Annotated in this window: 15 protein-coding genes and 2 riboswitches; of the genes, 5 read left to right on the forward strand and 10 right to left on the reverse strand. The window is 45.7% G+C overall.

Annotation, left to right across the window (positions count from 1 at the left end):
• Positions 1-10: 10 nt before the first annotated feature.
• The 4 genes from MWM02_RS14305 to MWM02_RS14320 form a co-directional block, all read right to left on the reverse strand.
• Entirely contained in the window at positions 11-1,039 is a 1,029-nt protein-coding gene (locus MWM02_RS14305) for an ABC transporter permease (RefSeq protein ID WP_064551224.1), read from the reverse strand.
• The gene (locus tag MWM02_RS14310; RefSeq protein WP_064551225.1) at positions 1,036-1,764 is read right to left on the reverse strand and encodes an ABC transporter ATP-binding protein; all 729 of its coding nucleotides are present in this window, start codon (positions 1,762-1,764) and stop codon (positions 1,036-1,038) included. The genes MWM02_RS14305 and MWM02_RS14310 overlap by 4 nt, the downstream gene beginning before the upstream one ends.
• Positions 1,765-1,889: 125 nt before the next feature.
• On the reverse strand, positions 1,890-2,408 hold the full coding sequence (locus MWM02_RS14315) for a GNAT family N-acetyltransferase (protein ID WP_232509534.1): 519 nt from the start codon (positions 2,406-2,408) through the stop codon (positions 1,890-1,892).
• Positions 2,409-2,562: 154 nt separating this feature from the next.
• Complete coding sequence (locus tag MWM02_RS14320; protein WP_064551227.1) at positions 2,563-4,257, reverse strand: M3 family oligoendopeptidase; 1,695 nt, start codon at positions 4,255-4,257, stop codon at positions 2,563-2,565.
• 415 nt (positions 4,258-4,672) lie between these two features.
• On the opposite strand from MWM02_RS14320, the gene MWM02_RS14325 reads away from it, so the two are divergent.
• Both MWM02_RS14325 and MWM02_RS14330 read left to right on the forward strand, forming a co-directional pair.
• The gene (locus MWM02_RS14325) at positions 4,673-6,097 is read left to right on the forward strand and encodes an amino acid permease (RefSeq protein WP_064551228.1); all 1,425 of its coding nucleotides are present in this window, start codon (positions 4,673-4,675) and stop codon (positions 6,095-6,097) included.
• 123 nt (positions 6,098-6,220) lie between these two features.
• Positions 6,221-8,233 (forward strand): S9 family peptidase, encoded by a 2,013-nt coding sequence (locus tag MWM02_RS14330; protein WP_244402276.1) that lies wholly within the window; start codon positions 6,221-6,223, stop codon positions 8,231-8,233.
• Positions 8,234-8,331: 98 nt separating this feature from the next.
• On the opposite strand, the gene MWM02_RS14335 is transcribed toward MWM02_RS14330, so the two are convergent.
• A complete protein-coding gene (locus MWM02_RS14335) occupies positions 8,332-8,778 on the reverse strand; it encodes a MarR family winged helix-turn-helix transcriptional regulator (protein ID WP_064551230.1) in 447 nt (148 codons plus the stop codon).
• A gap of 367 nt (positions 8,779-9,145) precedes the next feature.
• Between MWM02_RS14335 and MWM02_RS14340 the strand changes: the two genes are divergently transcribed.
• Positions 9,146-9,877: a ZIP family metal transporter gene (locus MWM02_RS14340; protein WP_064551231.1), complete on the forward strand. Its 732-nt coding sequence runs from the start codon at positions 9,146-9,148 to the stop codon at positions 9,875-9,877.
• 142 nt (positions 9,878-10,019) lie between these two features.
• Here MWM02_RS14340 and MWM02_RS14345 read toward each other — a convergent pair whose 3' ends face one another.
• The 5 genes from MWM02_RS14345 to MWM02_RS14365 form a co-directional block, all read right to left on the reverse strand.
• Positions 10,020-10,556 (reverse strand): 1,2-dihydroxy-3-keto-5-methylthiopentene dioxygenase, encoded by a 537-nt coding sequence (locus tag MWM02_RS14345; protein WP_244402277.1) that lies wholly within the window; start codon positions 10,554-10,556, stop codon positions 10,020-10,022.
• Between the two features lie 42 nt (positions 10,557-10,598).
• On the reverse strand, positions 10,599-11,228 hold the full coding sequence (locus MWM02_RS14350) for a methylthioribulose 1-phosphate dehydratase (protein WP_244403628.1): 630 nt from the start codon (positions 11,226-11,228) through the stop codon (positions 10,599-10,601).
• Between the two features lie 17 nt (positions 11,229-11,245).
• Positions 11,246-11,905, reverse strand: coding sequence for a 2-hydroxy-3-keto-5-methylthiopentenyl-1-phosphate phosphatase (gene mtnX, locus MWM02_RS14355; RefSeq protein WP_064551234.1), 660 nt, complete (start codon positions 11,903-11,905; stop codon positions 11,246-11,248).
• Positions 11,902-13,143, reverse strand: coding sequence for a 2,3-diketo-5-methylthiopentyl-1-phosphate enolase (gene mtnW / locus MWM02_RS14360; protein ID WP_244402278.1), 1,242 nt, complete (start codon positions 13,141-13,143; stop codon positions 11,902-11,904). Before mtnW ends, mtnX begins: the two co-directional genes overlap by 4 nt.
• A 70-nt stretch (positions 13,144-13,213) precedes the next feature.
• A riboswitch (SAM riboswitch) is annotated at positions 13,214-13,322 on the reverse strand.
• A 111-nt stretch (positions 13,323-13,433) separates the two neighbouring features.
• Positions 13,434-14,606 carry a pyridoxal phosphate-dependent aminotransferase gene (locus MWM02_RS14365; RefSeq protein WP_064551236.1) on the reverse strand — a complete coding sequence of 391 codons (1,173 nt, stop codon included), beginning with the start codon at positions 14,604-14,606 and terminating at the stop codon, positions 13,434-13,436.
• Between the two features lie 96 nt (positions 14,607-14,702).
• Here MWM02_RS14365 and MWM02_RS14370 point away from each other — a divergent pair, with 96 nt between their 5' ends.
• Together MWM02_RS14370 and mtnK are read left to right on the forward strand one after the other, a co-directional pair.
• A complete protein-coding gene (locus MWM02_RS14370) occupies positions 14,703-15,542 on the forward strand; it encodes a carbon-nitrogen family hydrolase (RefSeq protein ID WP_244402279.1) in 840 nt (279 codons plus the stop codon).
• A 70-nt stretch (positions 15,543-15,612) separates the two neighbouring features.
• Positions 15,613-15,776: riboswitch (SAM riboswitch) on the forward strand.
• A gap of 80 nt (positions 15,777-15,856) precedes the next feature.
• Positions 15,857-17,059 (forward strand): S-methyl-5-thioribose kinase, encoded by a 1,203-nt coding sequence (gene mtnK / locus MWM02_RS14375; protein WP_244402280.1) that lies wholly within the window; start codon positions 15,857-15,859, stop codon positions 17,057-17,059.
• The last annotated feature ends 7 nt before the right edge of the window (positions 17,060-17,066 follow it).

The raw sequence follows: 17,066 nt of genomic DNA on the forward strand, positions 1-17,066 counted from the left end.
TTTATACTCCTTACAATTTTCGATATTTTTTTAATGCTACTACATTGAATATCATAAACAATATAGCAAAACCAAGTAAAACATATACGTCTTTGGCGATTTCGTTCCAACCGTTGCCGCGAACCATGACTTCCCGCAGCGCATCCGCTCCATACGTCAGCGGCATGACCACGCTTAAAGACCGGAGCCATTCCGCCATCGTATCTAAGTTGAACAAGCCGGAAAAGAAAACTTGCGGGATGACGACCAGCGGGATAAATTGCATCATTTGCAGTTCATTATTCGCAAAAGCAGACAGCAACATCCCTAACGTTAAAGCGGTCATCGCCAATAAGAATGTAATCAATAGCACGTATACGAAAGAACCTTCCATCATCATGTCAAGAATATCAACAGCAAACCAAGCAATCAAGCTCGCCTGCAATGTCGTAAATAATCCAAATCCAATAATGTAGCCAGCCACGATCTCCCAGCGCTTTAGCGGCGTCGAAAGCAATCGTTCAAGCGTTCCGCTTGTACGCTCGCGCAGGAACGAAACACCAGCGATTAAAAAAACGAAAAAGAAAACGAAAAAGCCAATTAACACAGGACCGAAATTATCAAATAGCGCCATGTCTTCTGACCCATGCAAGTACGTTGTCTTCCATTGCAATGTTCGTGTTGGTGGAGCTAATTCTTGAAGCGCTTTTTGTACAGTCATCAGTACCGCTTTATTAACAGTCGGATCGCTTCCTTCTAACGTAATTTCCGGTGCTCCTTCATCCATTTCAATAAACGCGTCAATTTGTTGTTTTTCTAGCTGTTTGCGGGCCGTTGCTTTCGTAAGCTCTTTGACATCAGCATCGTATTTCGCTAACTTTTCTACCACAACGTCTGGGGTTTTTTTACTAACAGCAATTGTTGGTTTATATTCCTCGCCATTAAACACAAGGTTCATTAACAATAATACAAACATCGGCGCCACAATCATTAACGCAAGCGTGCGTTTATCGCGGAAAAACTGGCGAATGATACGAACAACGATGGCGCGAACTCTCATCCTCTTGCACCTCCAAAATATAAAAAGGCTTGCTCGATCGTTTCGGAATTTGTCTCTTTTTTTAACTTTTCCGGACTGCCGACCGCGATGAGGCGGCCATCGCGAATCATGGCGAGGCGCTGGCATTTTTCCGCTTCATCCATGACATGGGTCGTTACGACAATCGTCGTTCCATTTTGGCGGATTCTCTCTAGTTCCTCCCAAATGGCTTGGCGAAGCACAGGATCAATGCCAACCGTCGGCTCATCTAAAAGCAGTACCTCCGGTTCATGCAGCAAAGATATCGCTAGCGACAACCGCCGTTTCATCCCTCCAGAATATTGATGGACAGGCTTTTTGATATGGTCTGTCAGATTGACAAGATTCATCACGTCATAAATGCGTTCTCTTTGCTTTTTTCCTTTTAACCCATAGATCGAAGCGAAAAACTGCATGTTCTCAAATGCCGTTAATTCCCCGTATAAGGCATCAGACTGCGCCATAAAACCGATGCGTTGCATTACGTGTAAATCAGGCATTTTTTGATTTAATACACGAATCGTTCCACTCGTGGCTTCGTCAATGCCAGCGATCATTTTGACAATCGTCGTTTTCCCCGCTCCGGAAGGTCCAAGCAATCCGAAAATTTCTCCTTTGTGTACGTCAAGCGATACATCTTCAATAACCGTCTTTTTCCCAAATCGTTTTGACACATGTTCTAGACAAATACACGGCTTCTCTGACATAAACTTTCCCCCTTTATAATGAGTGATTACTCACTTATATTTTACACGATATTGATCATATTTTAAAGTGAGTAATCACTCATTAAACAATTTTTTTAAAGCTGCCCTGCTCCTAGGCAGCTTATTTATGCGAAAGATGCGACGCTTTTCCACCCGTAGCACCATTCTTGCAGCTTTTTCCCGCCGATATCCACAACCTTCTCGGCGATTTTCTTACCCCCCAGCCGCTCGTAAAAGCGGCGCGACGGATTATCGGCAAGCACCCACACGACCATCGAACGAATCCCTTGGCGTCGAAAATCATCCATCAGCGCTGCGACAAGCTTTGTTCCATATCCTTTCCCTTGTGCCTCTTTCAATAAATAGATGGAGTATATTTCCCCTTCATACTCCGCTTCTTTTCCTTGTGCAGCACGATTTCTTCCACCGGAAATAAACCCGCATACGCTTCCATCTTCTTCAACGACAAAAATCGAATGTTTCGGCTGGTTTAATCCACGCCGCCAAAGCTGTGCTTTTTCGCTTACGTTTAATTGTGCCAAATACTCCGCGGGCACGATTCCTTCGTACGTTGTTTTCCAGCTTTCGACATGTACGACGGCGATGGCATGTGCATCTGCGAGCGTTGCTTTGCGAACATTCACTCCTCTTCCTCCCCCCATTGTATTTTATCAGAAGCCATAAGAATATCTTTTATTTCGTCCTTTTTATAGATATGAACGAACTCTCTATATTTTTCTCCAATATTTTAAGAGGACAAGGAAGAAGCCATCCTGATTTCTTCCTTATCCCCATTCGTTATAAGTTCCGGTCGTCGACTTGATCAAGCCATTGTTCGATCTCGCCGACTACCGATTGAACGCAGCCGTCTTCAAACGGCGAAATAAGCTTGGCGGCGCGGATTAATTCGGTAAATGGCTTGCTTCCGCCTTGACGGCATAACGTCAAATAATCGTTCCAAGCTTCTTGATAGTTTTCACGCGAACGTTTCCAAAACTGGAATGCGCAAATTTGCGCCAATGTGTAGTCAATATAATAAAACGCCGTCGTGTAAATATGGCTTTGCCGCTGCCAAAAGCCGCCGCGTTCTAAATAATCGTTGCCATCGTAGTCTCTTATCGGCATATATTTTCGTTCGATTGCCCGCCATGCCTGTTTCCGTTCCGCCGGCGTCGCGTTCGGATTTTCGTACACGAAGTGCTGAAATTCGTCCACCGCTACGCCATACGGCAAAAACAACAAGGCATCGCTTAAATGATAAAACTTATATTTTTCTGCATCTTCTTGAAAGAATAACTTCATCCACGGCCATGTGAAAAACTCCATGCTCATCGAATGAATTTCGCACGCCTCCAAAGTCGGCCAGTTATATTCCGGAATTTCGTAATGGCGGCTTTCGTAAACTTGAAACGCGTGCCCCGCTTCATGGGTAAGCACGTCGACGTCTCCGGAGGTGCCGGTAAAGTTCGAGAAAATAAACGGTGCTTTATAATTTTGGATATAAGTGCAATAGCCGCCGCTTGCTTTTCCTTTTTTCGCAACGAGGTCCATCAGTTCATTTTCCGTCATATATCGGAAAAACTCGCCCGTTTCCGGCGACAGCTCTTCGTACATTTTTTTCCCGTTTTCGATAATCCAGTTTGCGTCCCCTTTTGGCGTTGGGTTCCCTGTTGGAAAAACAAATGCTTCATCATAATATTTCAGCTTCTCGACACCGATGCGCTTCCGCTGCCGCTCACGGAGCTTGACGGCAATCGGAACGATATGCTTTTCGACTTGCTTGCGGAATTTCGCAACCATCTCGGCGTTATAATCCGTTCTGCCTAAGCGGGCATAGCCAAGTTCCACGAAGTTTTTAAATCCAAGCTTTTGCGCGATGGCAGTGCGCACTTTCACGAGCTGATCGTAAATCTCATCAAACTTTTCTTCATGCTCTTGGAAAAATGCGAAGCGGGCCTCACTCGCCCGCTTGCGCATCTCGCGGTCCGGTGATTCGACGAACGGCTGCAGCTGCGCTAACGTCCGTTCCTCTCCTTCAAAGAAAATTTTTGCCGAAGCGACCAATTTCGTATATTCGCTTGTCAGCTTATTTTCTAGCTGTAAATCTTCGACAACGTCCGGAGAATACGTTTTTAATTCCGTCTCGGCGAGCGCAAACAACTGTTTTCCCCATTTTTCTTCAAGCTGCGGGCGGAACGGAGAGGAAACAAGCGCCCGGTAATAATCGTTTACAAGCCCTTTGACAATCGGCTCGACTTCATCGAAAAAGTCTTGTTCCTGTTTATAAAACTCATCATTCGTATCAACGGTATGACGAATATAACAAATATTTGCCATCGTGCTGAAATCGTTGCGAAGCCGGTTGATTTCCTTCATCGCCTCGTTCTGTTCTTCCGCATTGCTTGCTTTTTGAAACGATTGTAGTGCCAGTTGAAATGATGCTTTTAACTTCTCGATATTTGGTCGTTCATAACGAAACTCGGAAAATTTCAATGCAATCCCTTCCTTTTCTCTCGTTTTCCTTATCTTAGATTATATTCCATTTTTGCACGGAAAATCCTTTTTTCTATGCCGAAAGATTGTTGACGAACTTTGTCGAAAAACGTATAATAATAACGCTAATTGAATATTTTTTCTTTTACTTCCACCTAAATGGAGTAAGGATCGATGAACAACTGAAATGAAAACAAGCGAGACAAAGAAGTTAATGAGTTTCAATATGTTCATGTGACACCGCAAACTGTGCCTTTATTTAAACAGATGCAAGACCGCCATCGTTGCCACCGATGAGACGCTATCGATGGAGGTCGAATGCGGATGTTTCGGAGCACCCGTTGCGAACTTTTGGGTGTATTTTTTTGGTGAAAAGCAGATAAAACGATGCATCATAAGGAAGGAGCTACTAACAGTGCAACAGCAAAAACTCGGATTATGGCTATTAACGGCGCTTGTCGTTGGCAATATGGTAGGATCGGGAATTTTTATGCTGCCGCGCTCGCTCGCGGAAGCGGCAAGCCCGCTCGGCGTAATTTTGGCGTGGCTGCTCACGGGCGCCGGGGTATTAATGACTGCGCTCGTCTTCGGTAATTTGGCGATTCGCAAACCGGAATTAAACGGCGGACCGCAAATTTATGCAAAAGAACTATTTCCTAAAGGATCGAACGCGGCGATTTTATCTGGCTTTATGTCCTCATGGGGATATTGGATCGGCAACTTTGCCGGCAATGTCGCAATTATTACGACGCTTACTAGCTATTTATCGACGTTTTTCCCTGTTTTAACGAGCAAACAAACGCTATTTGTCATCGGCTCCCTTGATGTCAAGCTGGGGAACTTGTTGACGTTTCTCGTTTGCACAGCGCTGCTTTGGGGAATGCATTTCATCATTTTGCACGGCATTGAAGACGCGGGCAAGCTAAATTTCGTCGCTACCGCAGCGAAAGTGCTCGGATTTTTCTTGTTTATTGTTATCGCTTTATTTGCGTTTGAAAAAAGCACGATCGGTTCGTTGGTCGCGCCCCGCTATGATGATGCCGGACATTCAATCGGATTGTTAGGTCAAGTCAATAATGCGGCTGTATCGACATTATGGGCGTTTGTCGGCGTAGAATCGGCAATTGTTTTTGCTTCACGGGCGCGGAAACAAGCGGACGTAAAGCGCGCAACCATTCTCGGTTTGCTTATTGCTCTCGCGATTTACATCGGTATTAGCGTGCTCGTCATGGGCATATTGCCGCAAAAAGAACTTATTCAATCAGAAAAACCGCTTGTCGACGCGATTGTCGCGATTTTAGGACCAAGCGGCGGCTACGTTCTAGCCGGACTCGGATTGATCAGCTTGCTCGGCTCCACGCTCGGTTGGGTATTATTAAGCGCGGAAGTGCCGTACCAAGCAGCAAAACAGGGGCTGTTTATCCGAGCTTTTTTAAAAGAAAACAAAAAAGAAGTACCCAGCTTTTCTTTATTGCTTTCCAACGGGTTGGCACAAATTTTTATTTTTTCGACCATTTCCAATTCGATGTCAGCGGCGTTTGACTTTGTCATTTACATCGCGACATTGGCGTATCTCGTTCCATATTTTATCGCCTCTGTTTTCCAATTAAAACTGACGCTGACCGGCGAAACGTATCAACACGCTTCACGCGACCGCATCATTGACGGGGTGATCGCCGCTCTTGCAACAGTCTATTCCATTTGGGTCATCATCTCCGGAACCGCGGACCTAAAAACGTTTATGCTTGGCGTCGTGCTGCTTCTCAGCGGCATCATCTTCTACCCGCAAGTGAAAAAAGCATCACGGCAATCAGAGGAAAAACAAAAAATATCGGCGTAATTAAGAAGCGAACGCTTGGGAACCAAGCGTTCGTTTTTGCTTTTCTCCACATTTCAGAAGGAAAACATAACTCGCGTATCGAAATAATGACCGAGAACATTTTTGATGAAGGAAGTGGCTTGCATGGCTGTACATCAAGCAAAGAAAAAAACAACGCGCGGCATCGTTGCCGAAGATCTTTTCCGCATCTGCTTTGTGAGCGACCCTCAATTCTCTCCAGATGGCGAGAAAATCATCTTTGTGCAAAAAACGATTGATAACGAGCGGGAATATCGCTCCCACCTTTTTCTTTTGTCATTAGCAGATGGCAGCGTGAAACAATGGACGTTTGGAAAAAGAAAAGACGCTTTTCCGCGTTGGTCCCCGGATGGAAAAACCATCGCGTTTCTTTCCAACCGATCCGGAAAAACGCAAGTTTGGCTCCTGCCGGCAGACGGCGGGGAAGCGAACCAATTAACCTTCTTAAAAAACGGAGTGCGCCAGCTGCGTTGGTCGCCAAATGGGCGGTTTCTCATAGCTCTCACTTCTCTCGGCAAGGAAGAATCGCTTAAAGAACGCGAGGAGAAAAACAAAAATGAGAAAGAAAAACGAGAGCTGACACCGCTTATTGTAGAGCGTTTGCAATACAAATCCGATGCAGCAGGATTTCGCGATGACAAACAAGATGTGCTCATCCGCATCGATGCGGAAACAGGAGAAATCCAAGCATTGACCGACGGCGATGACGAAATCGTCTCATTTGCGATATCCCCTGACGGCAAAACAGTCGCTTTTGCCGCCAACCGGAGCGAGGATCCTGATTTCACGTTTACACGCGATATATTTCTTCTTGATATTGACAGCGGAAAAACGACAAAAATCACAGATGGAAACGGGCTTTTCACTTCGCTATCTTGGTCCCCGGATGGAAAAATGCTCGCAGCGATTGGACATGAACTCGAATATTTAGGCGCCACATTAAACCGGGTTTGGACTTTCGACGTTTCCAGCGGGGAAAAACGGACGCTGACCGCCAATTGGGATGTGCATGTCGGTGACGCGATGGTGGGGGACATGCATTCTGGCGCCCCAAGTCCCGGACTCATTTGGGATAAAGAAGGAAACGGCCTGTATTTTCTTGCTTCCGAACGAGGACGCGTCAACCTTTATCATGTAGCGCTAGACGGAACGATTACCCCTGCAGTCATCGGTGATTTCCATTTATACGGATTAACTATTCATCCCCATAATCACATGGCGGTGGCGGCCATTAGCGATCCGACCCATATTGGCGACTTATATGCCGTTTCTCTTCGCGACGGAAGACGTGACAAGCTGACAAACGCCAATGAGGAGTTGGAAAAGGAGCTTGCCTTTTCTAAGCCTGAAGCGTTCTCGTACCCGTCCCGCGATGGCTGGAACATTCAAGGGTGGCTGATGAAGCCTCCTCATCTTGAAGAGGGGCAAAAAGTGCCGATGATTGTAGAGATTCACGGCGGACCGCATGCGATGTACGGCTTTACCTTTTTCCATGAAATGCAAGTGCTTGCGGCAAAAGGATATGCGGTGTTGTTTACGAATCCGCGCGGTAGCCACGGCTATGGCCAAACATTTGTCAATGCCGTACGCGGTGATTATGGCGGAATGGACTATGAAGATATTATGAGCGGTGTCGAATACGCGCTTGCCCATTTTGATTTCATTGATGAAACTCGCCTCGGCGTTACAGGCGGAAGCTATGGCGGCTTTATGACAAACTGGATCGTTGGGCATACGGACCGATTTAAAGCTGCAGTGACGCAGCGGTCTATTTCCAATTGGCTCAGTTTCTATGGAGTGAGCGACATCGGCTATTTCTTTACGGAATGGGAAGTCGGTTGCAACGTGTGGGAAAATCCGGAGCGGCTTTGGCGCCACTCTCCGTTGAAGTATGTGAACAACATTCGGACTCCGTTATTAATTCTCCATAGCGAAAAAGATTATCGCTGTCCGATTGAACAAGCGGAACAGCTGTTTATTGCCCTGAAACATTTAAAGCGGGAAACAAAACTTGTCCGCTTTCCAGAAGCGAACCACGATCTGTCCCGCAGCGGTCCACCGACACTCCGCCTCGAACGGCTGAATCATATTGTCGGCTGGTTTGAAAAATACTTATAGGTGCCATAGGAAAACATCGCCTGTTTACTTTCCATCGCTTTCTTAAACCGCAATGAATAAAGGGCTGGCAGAAACGAATAATCGTTTTTGTCAGCCCCTTATGATTTCCGCTTTGCGCCATATCCTAATTTTTTTAATAAATCGATCGCATTGTCTTTTTCCTCGGCTGTCAAACCGGCGACCGTTTCATGAATCGTTTGTGCGTGCCGCGGAAAAACTTCCTCAATGAACGATTTTCCTTTTTCTGTAATCGAAGCATATGTGACACGGCGATCTTTTTCGCACGCCTTTCGCACAATGAGCCCCTTTTGCTCCAATTTGTCCACTACATACGTAATGCTGCCGCTGGCGAGCAAAATTTTTTCGCCAATTTGCTGCAGCGGCTGGTCACCTTTATGGTAAAGCAATTCTAAGACCGCAAACTCCGTCGGATTCACGCCAAACGATTGAATCGACTTGTTCACTTGATCGTTGACAGCCCGATATGCTCTTGATAACACGATAAACAATTTTAAGGATTGTTCAATGTCTTTCTCCTTCGTCATCCACAATCAAACCCTTTTGTTCGTTGAATATCAAAACCATTGTCAACATCTTTACAAATTAAGCTTAGGAAATTTTGGATAAAAAAGTGAAAAGAACGCAACATCAAGCCGCGCTGATAAACACATTTGCGCCCTGACACTTCTGCTTAAGCTAATTCTTACTTGCATTATACTTTAAATATCAAATGCAGTGCAATATTTTTTGAATAAGCGCTCCGCCCCACGATCTATTTTATAGGATGCTTGCTGTTTGTGATTTTTGTTTATATATTATAGTTATTTATGAATAATTATTTTTATTGCTTGGGCGTTTATCACCTTTTGTTGGGAAACTCATATTGTAAAAATTACAGAAAAGGAGGATTGGATGAAACAAGTATTAATCGGCAGCATACTTTCCGCATTATCAACCGGATTAGGTGCGGTTCCTATTTTATTTTTGGCAAAATCGATTACCCACCGATGGCGAGACATATTGCTGGCGTTTTCGGCTGGAATTATGATGGCGGCTTCCATGATGAGTTTAATTCCTGAAGCATTGCAGGCAGGCGGTTTTTCCGCTTTAACGATCGGGTTATTTTTTGGCGTCCTTATTCTAACCATTTTGGAAATGACTGTTCCCCATATTGATTTAGAACATACGAAAAAAGGAATTCAGTTTGACGAAAAGGCGATGCTCATCATTGCGGCAATTACTTTGCATAACATTCCCGAAGGGCTGTCGGTTGGGGTCAGCTATGCTTCCAACGTGTCGGAAACAGGCAATTTGATCGCACTAGCCATCGGATTGCAAAACGCTCCGGAAGGATTTTTAGTCGCTCTTTTTTTAATTCATCAACAGATTGGAAGATGGAAGTCGTTTATGATCGCTACGCTTACGGGCGCGGTTGAAATCGTGACATCACTGCTTGGGTTTTATTTAACGTCCATCTTTCGTCAGCTCGTTCCATACGGCCTTGCGTTTGCTGCGGGGGCGATGTTGTTTATTATTTACAAAGAGCTCATTCCGGAAAGCCACGGGGATGGAAATGAGCGCACGTCCACATATTCCTTTATTGTCGGAATATTGTTTATGATTTTTTTAGTAGAATCATTTTAAGTATTACTTTTGGTGCGCGCATGGATGTTCATCACAAACTTTCGTCGGAACAGCGGCAAAAATCGTATTCTGTTAACTGCGAATCTCGTTATCATCATAAAAAAAACCCCTCTTTCCTTAGAGGAAAAGAGGGGATAGCCATTTATTGAGCGTTGACTCCTTCTTTTTCGTAAATCGGCACCCATCCTTCTGTCGTAACAAAAATGCGAATCGCAACAACGCGGCGGTCTTCTTGCAGCGTAAAATAATGACGCGTTTTTTCAGGAACGGAAATAAGATCGCCCGGCTCCAGTTCGACATCAAAAAATTTTCCATCTTTTCCTTGAATTGCGAAAACGCCGTGGCCGCTTACGATAAAGCGAACTTCGTCATCGGTATGGTGATGTTCGCGTTTAAAGTTTTCCAAAAGCTGATCCAAATTCGGCGTATCTTCCGACAAAGAAATGACGTCTTGCGCTTTGTAGCCGCGACGTGCAGAAATATCGGCAATTTCTTCTTTGTACGTTTCTAAAATTTCGTTTTTCTCCTCATCGGTAAGCAAATATTTTTCGCGCAAATGCTCTGGAAGTTTGTTAATATCCCACTTTTCATAAATAACTCCTTGCTCATCCAAAAATTTTACTACTTTCTCAAAATCTGTAATTCTTTCATTTGTTTCATGAAAACGAATTACCGGCATTGTTTCATCCTCCTTAAATGGTATTTTTTATATTAGAAAAGGTTAAGCAAATGCCTTTGCTCCCTTAAGAAGCAGCAGTTTCACACGATAGCTAAACAAAAACTCCCACGCTTCCAAAAACTTTTTCGCTTCAAACGCGTCCTTTCCCCATACGGTAATGCCGTGGTTGCGGATCAATACCGCCCCGGCGTCACCGTTTACATGCTTGGCAAATTCTTTCGCAAGCGTCGGAATATGCGCGTAGTTTCGAATAATCGGAATGCGGATGACCGCATCTTCTTCCCAAAGCCCAAATGCTTTAATAATCTCCTGGCCGGAAAATGCAACTTCTCCGTCATCTCCATACAATTCAGAAATGACGTTATTGTCGATCGTATGGACGTGGAGGCTGCAGCCCGCGTTCGTTTTATTATAAATTTCCACATGTAAAAGCGTTTCGGCGGACGGCTTTAAATGCGTTTTTTCCACCGGATTCCCGGAAGCGTCGACAAGCAAAAAATCTTCATCGGTTTGCTTTCGCTTATCTTTGCCGCTTGCCGTCACTAAAAAAGTGAGAGGGTCATCGGTTACCTTGATGGACAAGTTGCCGCTTGTGGCAAAAAACCAGTCTCGCGCCGCCAATTCCGCCTTTACTTCGGCAAGCTCTTTCCATCTTTTTGCGAGCAAACTCATGCTTTTTGCGAGCAAACTCATGCTTTCACCTCCATCGTCTCCAGAAAATGAATGACATCGAAAAATGTCGCAAACGGCGTATGCGGGATATCTAATTCTTGGCATTTTTGCAGCAGGAAATCGCGGGCGATCACATGATCCGCCAGTTTCGCCACCGCTAAATCGGTGATCGAATCGCCGATGACAATATGGAAGGAATCAGGCTTTCTCAATTTTCGCAGCAGCGACGGCTTGCAGCAGCCGCAGCCGTTTTGGCACTCGTTATCGCATGAATGCGGCCACGTGATGCGGATCGTTTCTCCGCTGAAATCAGCGCCATTGCAGAAGATGCGTTCTTTTTCGACGATCCCTTCTAAAAGCGGATAGACAAAAAAGTCGATGCCGCCGCTGACGACATATAGCGGAATATCACGCTCCTTCGTAAACGCGACGAATTCGCGAAAACCGTCGCGGATGCGGGCGTTTTGCAAAACGAAATCGGTAATGTCTTCCTTCCAACTTGATGGTAGAAGGGAAAACATCGCGCCAACCCCTTCTTGCACCGAGATGCGCTGTGCTAATATATCATCTTTTAACGCTTCCCATTCCGGCGGCGCAAACCGTTTCATAATCGCGACAATGTTGTCAGTGTCTGTAATCGTCCCATCAAAATCGCAAAATATGATTGGCTTTGTCATGATGTCACCTCTATTGCTCCCCATAAGTCAATCGCTTTTTGCAATGCGTCATTTTCGCGCGCTGCTTCATGAAGTGATTTTCCGGCGAGAACGGCATCGATCGCAGCGCGAAACGCTTTGCCGCCGCCTTCCGCTCCGTCTGGATGGCCATGTATGCCGCCGCCCGCATTGACGATGCTATCTATGCCAAAATCGCGGAACAATAATGGCACAAGTCCTGGATGAATGCCCGCCGATGGAACCGGAAACGACCGTTTAAACGGTTCCGTCTCGTCCGTCAGCTCCGCGGCAATACCAAGCGCCTCTTCTTTATCAAGGGCAACGCTTCCGTACGGCGACGGGAAAAGCACAAAATCTGCGCCAGCAAGGCGAAGCAATTTACCAAGCAGCAAAGATGCTTTTATTCCGTAAAACTCCGATGGGGTAAGCGCCCCGCTAAACGCCGGATGCGCCATGATCGGAATCGCAATTTCCTTATCTTCGCGCAATCCTTGGAGCACATCCAAACCGTAGGCAAATACGTTGAACAGCAATACGTCGGCGCCCAGTTCCACCGCGCGTTTCGCTTTTTCTTTCAACTCGAACGTTTTTCCAGTCAAATTTACCGCATATAACGTCCGTTTCCCCGTCTTCTCGTATACTTCGTTTAACACCGCTTTTCCTGCCGTAATCCGCTTTTCAAACGGCAGCAAATCGCTGTCAAATAAGATTTCATCATCTTTGACAAGGTCGACCCCGCCAAGCGCCTGCTGCTTCAGCTGTTCAGTTAAATAAACGATATCGCGGCCGATGACACCTTTAAAAATGCTCATCAAAAGCGGGCGATCATATACATTAACTTTTTGCCGAATCTCATCGATGCCAAAACGAGGGCCGGGAAACTGCTTCTTCCATTCATCGGAAAACGTTACATCTAGCAATCTTACTTCTCCGTCCAAAGACAGTTTGCCAAACACCGTTGTTAAAAGCGCCGGAATGTCAGCGCTGAAATTGGCCGTTGGATAAGCGATTTGCACGATCGCTCGCTTCAGCCGTTTTCCAAAGTAGCGGTTTACTCGTTCACTTTCTTCCAGCACTTGTATATTCGCGACTTCACCTTTATGTTTGCGCAATTGCTCGCGTTCAAGCTGCGGCAAATCGGTCCACGTGCCGACCGTTAAACCGAGCGCAATTCCTTCCGCCTTTTTCTTGATATCTTTTTCATCGTGAATCAGATATGTGGCAATCACTTGACTCATCGTCATCCCTCTTTCTGTTCATCCATCAAAAAAACCTCTTCATAAGAAGAGGCTTTGATTATTCACACTCTTCTTATCTCCCAGCGTTTCCGCTGCAAGAATTAGCACCGTGCTTAACCGTTGTTAAGCCGGTTGCCGGGCTTCATTGGGCTTGTCCCTCCGCCTGCTCTTGATAAGAATGTCTGCAATATCATATTCACTTTTCAAACTTTCGAACTATTCGCTCTCGCAAATTTAATTTGAATTATGGCAGTATTTTTTTACGCTGTCAATCATTTTTTTGCATTTTATTAAAAAAGACCAAGCTGCGCAATCCGTTCCGCCGCTTCTTGCAAGCGGGCTTCACTTGTTAATAATCCTACGCGCACATATCCTTCCCCATGCTCGCCGAACCCGATTCCCGGCGCGACAACGACATGCGCTTTTTCTAGCAAATAATCGGAAAAACGTTCCGATGTCCAGCCGTTCGGTACCGGCAGCCACGCAAAAAACGAACCTTTTGGGGCAGTGACATCCCAGCCGATTCGCCGCAACGCGTCAATGAGCGTATTGCGCCGCGATTCATACAAGGCGACAAGCTCCTCGACGCAACGCTGCGAGGAAAGAAGGGCGGTCGCTGCCGCTTCTTGAATGGCGCCGAACAAGCTCACATATAAATGATCTTGCAGCAAATTAATCGCCGCAATCACGCTTTCATTTCCAACGGCAAATGCCACTCGCCAGCCCGCCATATTATATGTTTTGGAGAACGTATAAATTTCCACGCCAATTTCTTTTGCCCCCTCTGCTTGGAGAAAGCTAACCGGTTTTCTTCCGTCAAAGCCGATCGCACCGTATGCAAAATCATGAACGACGCAAATTCCGTGTTTGGCGGCAAACGACACCGTTTCTTCAAAAAATTCCTGCGAAGCAATCGCCCCAGTCGGGTTATTCGGATAGTTTAAAAACATCATTTTTGCTTTTTCCGCGATACTTGCCGGAATTTCATCATAATCGGGCAAAAACTGATTTTCCGCACGCAACGGCATCATCACCATTTCCGCACGCGCGAGCGCAATCCCCGACCAATAATCCGGATATCCCGGGTCAGGCACGAGCACAATATCCCCCGGATTAACTAGACATTGCGGAATCTCGACAAGCCCTGCCTTCCCGCCAAACAAAATCGCTACTTCTTTTTCCGGGTCAACAGTAACGCCGTATTCGCGCTCATAAAACGCGGCAACCGCGCGTTTCAAGAAGGAATATCCTTGAAACGGCGAATATTTGTGATATTTTGGGTTCGCCACCGCCTTTTGCATCGCCGCAACGATATGCGGAGGAGTCGGCTGATCGGGATTGCCTTGCCCTAAATTGATCACGTCATGCCCCTCCGCCATTTTTTTCGCGACTTTATCGACAAGCGAAGCAAAAAACTGCTTTGGCAGGCTCTGCAGTAACTCGGATGGAGGAAACTGTTTCATCATGAACACCTTCTCAAAAATTTCTTGAAATTCTAGTGAAAAATCATATATCGTAAAAATCAAAATGTAAAGTAAATTTTTTCGAGGTGAATTTCGATGATAATAAAAATTGCATGTCTTCAGCTGGATATCGCCTTTGGCAATCCCGCAGAAAACGAACAGCGCGTGGAAAAAGAGATAGAAAAAATTGCAAAAGATCGTCCAGATATTATCGTTCTTCCTGAATTATGGACGACCGGTTATGATTTAACCCGCCTTGATGAAATTGCCGATGAGGGCGGTGCACGCACAAAAGCGTTCATTCAGAAATTAGCGAAAACACATCATGTCAATATCGTTGCTGGATCTGTTGCTAAAAAAACTGCAAATGGCGTCACTAATACGATGTACGTCGCCGACCGAAACGGCGCCATCGTTGGCGAATATAGCAAACTCCATTTATTCCAGCTGATGAATGAACATCTTTACTTGCAATCAGGGGAAAAAATGGGATTATTCACATTAGAAAACACTCAATGTGCTGGCGTCATTTGTTATGACATCCGCTTTCCGGAATGGGTCCGCGCCCATATGGTCCAAGGGGCGGAAGTGTTATTTGTCGTCGCCGAATGGCCGCTTCCCCGCCTTTCCCATTGGCGCACGCTGCTTGCAGCGCGCGCGATTGAAAATCAATGCTACGTCATCGCGTGCAACCGCGCTGGGAGCGATCCAAACAACGTCTTTGCCGGCCATTCGCTGGTGATTGATCCATGGGGGGAAATCGTCGTGGAAGCAAGCGAACAACCTTGTACATTAACGGCGCAAATCGACCTTGCAAAAGTAAACGAAGCGCGAAAACAAATCCCGATTTTTGCGGACCGCCGCATAGCTGATTACATCGCCGCCGAAAAAAATTTGCAAAAAAGTGTTGACAAACCGTTTCATAACCATGTATGATTCGTATCAAGCATAAAAACATCAAAAATTGCTAACATAGCGAAAATTACAAAATGAATATAGCGGCATACTCTTATCAAGAGTTGGCTGAGGGAATTGGCCCAATGAAGCCCAGCAACCGACCGTAATACTATCGTGAGATAGGGCGCACTTTTTGGCGCCGGAAGTTCGTTACTTCCGCAGGGCACGGTGCTAAGTCCAACAGAAAGACTCGTTCTTTCTGAAAGATAAGAGGTGCGAAGATACGGAATCTTCAAGCCTCTTTCTACGCAGAAAGAGGCTTTTTAATTTACATGAAGGAGGAGTTTTACATTATGCCAGTTTCTCATCCAACGGTTTATGAACCATTAACGGAACAAGGAGCAATTGCTCTTGCAGTCCGCCTTGGGCTCTTTCCGGAAGGAACACCGCTTGCCTGCCGCGAAATTGGCGACGGCAACTTAAATCTTGTTTTCCGCGTTGTCGATCAGCATGCAAAGAAAGGAATTATCATAAAACAAGCGCTCCCGTACGCAAAAGTAGTCGGTGAAAGCTGGCCGCTCACATTAAAACGCGCTGTTATTGAAAGCAATGCGTTGCGCACATTTGCGAGCTACGTGCCACAATACGTGCCAAAAGTATACTATTCCGATGAATCTTTAGCCATTACCGTGATGGAAGATTTGTCTCATTTGCAAATCGCCCGCAAAGGATTGATTGAAGGAAAAACGTATCCGCTTCTATCGCAACATATCGGAGAGTTTATCGCAAAAACGTTATTTTACACTTCCGACTTTGGCATGAATCAACAAGAAAAAAAACAATTGGCACAAAGCTTTGTGAATCCGGAACTATGCAAAATCACCGAGGATCTTGTCTTTACCGATCCGTTCTTTGATCATGAGACGAACAATTTTGAAGATGAGCTGCGCAACGACGTAGAAGCGCTTTGGAACGATGATAAGCTCCACTTGGAAGTCGCCAAATTAAAGCGCAAGTTTTTAACCGAAGGAGACGCGCTCATCCACGGAGACCTGCATACCGGCAGCATTTTTGCCAGCGATGAAGAAACGAAAATCATTGATCCAGAGTTTGCGTTTTATGGCCCATTCGGCTTTGATATCGGGCAATTTTTCGCAAACTTGCTATTAAACGCTCTGTCCCGCCCGGAGCAACAACAAGAGCCGCTATTCGCTCATATCGACAAAGCTTGGAATGTGTTTGTGAACGTCTTTTCCGACCTTTGGCACACCCATAATGTAGAGCCATACGCTAAAACGGAAGGATTATTGGAAGACGTGCTGCACCATGTGTTTATCGATGCCATCGGCTTTGCTGGATGTGAAGTCATCCGCCGCACGATCGGCTTGGCGCATGTTGCCGACCTTGACGGCATTGAAGATAAAGAAGATCGCTTACAAGCAAAACGCCATGCCCTTCGCCTTGGCAGAAGTCTCATTTTGCAGCGTGAAACATTGTCTACCACAAAAGAGATTCGCTCTCTTTTCGCGCAAGCAGCGTTAACCACAACGAATTAACGTAATG

The sequence above is a fragment of the Parageobacillus sp. KH3-4 genome, assembly GCF_022846435.1.
Classification (GTDB): domain Bacteria; phylum Bacillota; class Bacilli; order Bacillales; family Anoxybacillaceae; genus Parageobacillus; species Parageobacillus thermoglucosidasius_A.

Excerpts from the sequence above, each read along its gene's own strand:
- MWM02_RS14305 (WP_064551224.1), bottom strand. The coding sequence starts at position 1,039 with ATGAGAGTTCGCGCCATCGTTGTTCGTATCATTCGCCAGTTTTTCCGC.
- MWM02_RS14310 (WP_064551225.1), bottom strand. The coding sequence starts at position 1,764 with ATGTCAGAGAAGCCGTGTATTTGTCTAGAACATGTGTCAAAACGATTT.
- MWM02_RS14330 (WP_244402276.1), top strand. The coding sequence starts at position 6,221 with ATGGCTGTACATCAAGCAAAGAAAAAAACAACGCGCGGCATCGTTGCC.
- MWM02_RS14335 (WP_064551230.1), bottom strand. The coding sequence starts at position 8,778 with ATGACGAAGGAGAAAGACATTGAACAATCCTTAAAATTGTTTATCGTG.
- MWM02_RS14340 (WP_064551231.1), top strand. The coding sequence starts at position 9,146 with ATGAAACAAGTATTAATCGGCAGCATACTTTCCGCATTATCAACCGGA.
- MWM02_RS14345 (WP_244402277.1), bottom strand. The coding sequence starts at position 10,556 with ATGCCGGTAATTCGTTTTCATGAAACAAATGAAAGAATTACAGATTTT.
- MWM02_RS14350 (WP_244403628.1), bottom strand. The coding sequence starts at position 11,228 with ATGAGTTTGCTCGCAAAAAGATGGAAAGAGCTTGCCGAAGTAAAGGCG.
- mtnX (WP_064551234.1), bottom strand. The coding sequence starts at position 11,905 with ATGACAAAGCCAATCATATTTTGCGATTTTGATGGGACGATTACAGAC.
- mtnW (WP_244402278.1), bottom strand. The coding sequence starts at position 13,143 with ATGAGTCAAGTGATTGCCACATATCTGATTCACGATGAAAAAGATATC.
- MWM02_RS14365 (WP_064551236.1), bottom strand. The coding sequence starts at position 14,606 with ATGAAACAGTTTCCTCCATCCGAGTTACTGCAGAGCCTGCCAAAGCAG.
- MWM02_RS14370 (WP_244402279.1), top strand. The coding sequence starts at position 14,703 with ATGATAATAAAAATTGCATGTCTTCAGCTGGATATCGCCTTTGGCAAT.
- mtnK (WP_244402280.1), top strand. The coding sequence starts at position 15,857 with ATGCCAGTTTCTCATCCAACGGTTTATGAACCATTAACGGAACAAGGA.